The 4,045-nt window shown below is 72.2% G+C and carries 2 protein-coding genes; both read right to left on the bottom strand.

All coding sequences use genetic code 11. From position 1 onward, the window contains the following. A partial coding sequence (locus tag LCH29_RS43535; protein WP_446467216.1) for a type I polyketide synthase occupies positions 1-2,142 on the bottom strand: 2,142 nt, incomplete at its 3' end. A 60-nt stretch (positions 2,143-2,202) separates the two neighbouring features. Next, positions 2,203-4,045, bottom strand: a 1,843-nt coding sequence (locus LCH29_RS43540) for a beta-ketoacyl reductase (RefSeq protein WP_446467217.1), incomplete at its 5' end; no start/stop codon positions are given.

The following is a 4,045-nucleotide window of genomic DNA, read 5'->3' on the forward strand; positions in this document are numbered from 1 at the left end:
GGCCTCGGCGGCCTGCACCGCCACCATCGCACCACCAGAAGGCAACGCCTGCATCAACCGGCCACGCGCCGCCACCAACCTCGCCGCGTCCCCGAGCGACAACACACCCGCCACATGCGCCGCCACGATCTCGCCGACCGAGTGCCCGCCCACGAAGTCCGGACGCAGCCCAAAGGACTCCACCAGCCGGAACAGCGCCACCTCAACGGCGAACAAACCCGCCTGCGTAAACACCGTCTCGTCCAGCAGACCCGACGCCCCGGCCTCACCGAACACCACATCCCGCACCGAGCACTCCACATGCCCGGCCAACTCCCCATCCAGCACCGCGCACACCTCGTCAAACGCCCGCGCGAACACCGGGAACCGGCCATACAACTCCCGGCCCATCCCCACCCGCTGCGAACCCTGACCCGAGAACACCACCGCCACCCGGCCACCACCACCGGCCACACCCCGGCCGAGGGTCACACCGGGCGCCTCCTCGCCCCGCGCCACACCCCCCAGCCCGGCCACCAGCTCGTCCCGCGAACCGCCCATGATCACGGCGCGGTGTTCCAGCGCGGCGCGCCCCGCCGCCAGCGACCACCCCACATCCACCGGCGACAGCCCGGCGTCACCCTCCACCCGGGACAGCAGCCGCGCGGCCTGGCCCCGCAGCGCGGCCTCGCCACGCCCCGACACCACCCACGGCACGACACCGGCCACCACCGCGCCCGCATCCGAAACGGGCTCCGGCTCCACGGCCGGTGCCTGCTCCACGATCACGTGCGCGTTCGTCCCGCTCACACCGAACGAGGACACGCCCGCACGCCGCGGACGGCCGTCGGCCTCCGGCCACGCCCGCGCCTCGCTCAGCAGCTCCACCGCACCCGCCGACCAGTCCACCTTGGACGACGGCTCACCCACGTACAGCGACTCCGGCAGCACCCCGTGCCGCATCGCCAGCACCATCTTGATCACACCGGCCACGCCCGCGGCCGCCTGCGTGTGACCGATGTTGGACTTCAGCGAGCCCAGCCACAGCGGCCGCTCCGCCGGGCGCCCCTGCCCGTACGTGGCGATCAGCGCCTGCGCCTCGATCGGGTCGCCCAGCGTGGTCCCCGTGCCGTGCGCCTCGACCGCGTCCACCTGCGCGGTCGTCAGCCCCGCGCTGGCGAGCGCGGCCCGGATCACCCGCTGCTGGGAGGGCCCGTTCGGCGCCGTCAGACCGTTGGACGCGCCGTCCTGGTTGACCGCCGAACCACGCACCACGGCCAGCACCGGATGGCCGTTCGCCCGGGCGTCCGACAGCCGTTCCAGCACCACCATGGCCGCGCCCTCGGCCCACCCCGTACCGTCCGCGTCGTCCGAGAACGACCGGCACCGGCCGGTCGGGGACAGCGCGCCCTGACGGCTGAACTCCACGAACGCCTCGGGCGTGGACATCACCGTGACACCACCGGCCAGGGCGAGGGTGCATTCGCCCGCGCGCAGCGCCTGGGCCGCCAGGTGCAGCGACACCAGGGACGACGAGCACGCCGTGTCCACCGTCACCGCGGGGCCTTCGAGCCCGAAGGTGTACGAGAGGCGCCCGGACACCACGCTCGCCGCGATGCCGGTGGCCAAGTAGCCCTCCGACTGCTTGGGGGCCCGGCGCAGCAGGGTGGCGTAGTCCTGGCCGCTCGTCCCGGCGAACACACCGGTACGGCTGCCCTTCAGCGACGACGGATCGATGCCCGCCCGCTCGATGGCCTCCCACGACGTCTCCAGCAGCAACCGCTGCTGCGGGTCGAGCGCCAGCGCCTCGCGCGGCGAGATACCGAAGAAGGCCGGGTCGAATTCACCGGCGTGGTGCAGGAACCCGCCTTCGCGGACATACGTCGTGCCGGGCCGGGAAAGCTCCGGGTCGTACAGCGCCTCGACATCCCACCCCCGGTCGTCGGGGAATTCCGAGAAGGCGTCGCGCCCCGAGTTCAGCAGCTCCCACAGTTCCTCGGGGGAATTCACACCGCCGGGCAGGCGGCAGCTCATGCCGACGATGGCGATCGGCTCGTGCTCTCCCGATTCGACTTCCTGGAGGCGCTGCCGCGCTTCGTGAAGCTCGCCGGTCACTCGCCGCAGGAAATAGCGGAGCTTGTCCTCGCTGCTGCTGTTCGTCACGCCGTACCACTCCAGGGTTTCAAAAAGTCTTAAGAGATCGGGGAGGAGAAGGGGTGTGGCTCAGGAGATGCCGAGTTCGTTACTGATGAAGTCGAAGACGTCATCGTCCGAGGCCGCTGCGAACCTTTCGGTCGCGGCGGGCTCGGCGCCGGGCTCTTCCTCAGCGCTGCACAGCTTCAGCAGCTCCTTCAAACGCAGCGATATCTCGCCTCGGGCACCATGAGTGGATTCCTCGGCCGTTGAAACAATCTCCGAAATGTTGGACGCGAGACGGTCGAGCTCCCCGAGTACGGCGTCGAAGCGTTTGGGGCCGTCCTCGCTCAACTCACTTCGCAGGTGGTCGGTCAGGGCCTGCGGGGTCGGATAGTCGAAGGCGATCGTGGCCGCCAGCCGCAGCCCTGTCGCACTGTTGAGCCGCTTCCGCAGCTCGAGGGAGGTGAGCGAATCGAAGCCGAGTTCCTTGAAGGCCCGGTCGGGGGTGATCGCATCGGTGGTGGTGTGGCTGAGCACCCTCGCGACCTGCGTACGCACCAAGTCCAGCAACCGGAGGCCCTGTTCGCCCACGGAGAGGCGAGCGAGTTCGGCACGCAGGGCCCCGCCCGGTGCACCGTCGGTGTTCACGCTGTCGGCGGTCGGCGCCTCCAGGACGCGGCGCGCCTCGGGAATGCCGCCGATCAGCGGCGCGGGGCGTTCCGCCGCGAGGCGGGGTGCGCACAGTTCCCAGTCCATGTCGGCCACCGCGATGCAGCTCTCGTCGCGGTCCAGCACCTGGTCCAGGACGACCAGGGCGTCCTCGGGGTCCATCGCCTCGAAGCCGCTCTGCTGGGCCCACTTCTCGCGGGTCTCGCCGGTGGCCAGACCACCCCCGCCCCAGCGCCCCCACGCCACCGAGGTGCCCGGCAGGCCGAGGGCCCGGCGCTCCTCGACCAGCCCGTCGAGGTACGCGTTCGCCGCCGCGTAGTTGCCCTGCCCCGGGCCGCCGACCGTGCCCGCCATCGACGAGAACATCACGAACAACGACAGCCCCGGCGTCTCGCGCGTCAGCTCGTCCAGATGCCGTGCGGCCTCGGCCTTCGGCCGCGCCACCTCCGCCAGCCGCTCCGGCGACAGCCCCTCCACGACACCGTCGTCCAGCACCCCGGCCGTGTGCACCACGCCCGTCAGCGGCGGCAGCTCACCCAGCGAGCCCAAGAGGGCCGACAGCTCAGCCCGATCGGCCACATCACACGCCGCGACCGTCACCCCGACGCCCGTCGCCGACAGCTCGGCCTCCAACTCGGCCGCTCCCGGCGCGTCCGGCCCGCGGCGGCTGGTCAGCACCAGATGCTCGGCCCCACGGTCCACCAGCCACCGGGCCACATGACCGCCCAGAGCGCCCGTACCGCCGGTCACCAGCACGGTCCCACCGCCCTGCCAGCCGCCATCGGCGCTGGTCTGCCCGGCGCGCACCAGCCGCCGTCCGAAGACCCCCGAGGAGCGCACCGCCACCTGATCCTCACCCTCGGTTCCGGCCAGCACTCCGGCCAGTCGGGACAGCGCGCGGTCATCCACCGTCTCCGGCAGATCCACCAGACCACCCCACACCTCCGGATGCTCCAGCCCCACCACCCGGCCGAAGCCCCACACCGCGGACTGCGCGGCACCGACTGCCCGCGCGTCGCCGCCCACACCCGCCGCGCCGCGCGTGGCGCACCACAGCCGCGCCTCGACCCCTGCGCCGTTCAGGGCCTGGAACAGGCCCAACGTCCCGGCCAGCCCCGCCGAGACGCCGCCGCCGACCGGATGCGGCGACTCGTCCAGCGCAAGCAGCGACACCACCCCCGCCAAGGGCGCTCCATCCGCAACCCCCGCCACACGCTCGGCCCACTCCTCGCCACCGGCCACGGCCTCCAGCGTCACCACC

It is taken from the genome of Streptomyces sp. BRA346 (genome assembly GCF_052851135.1).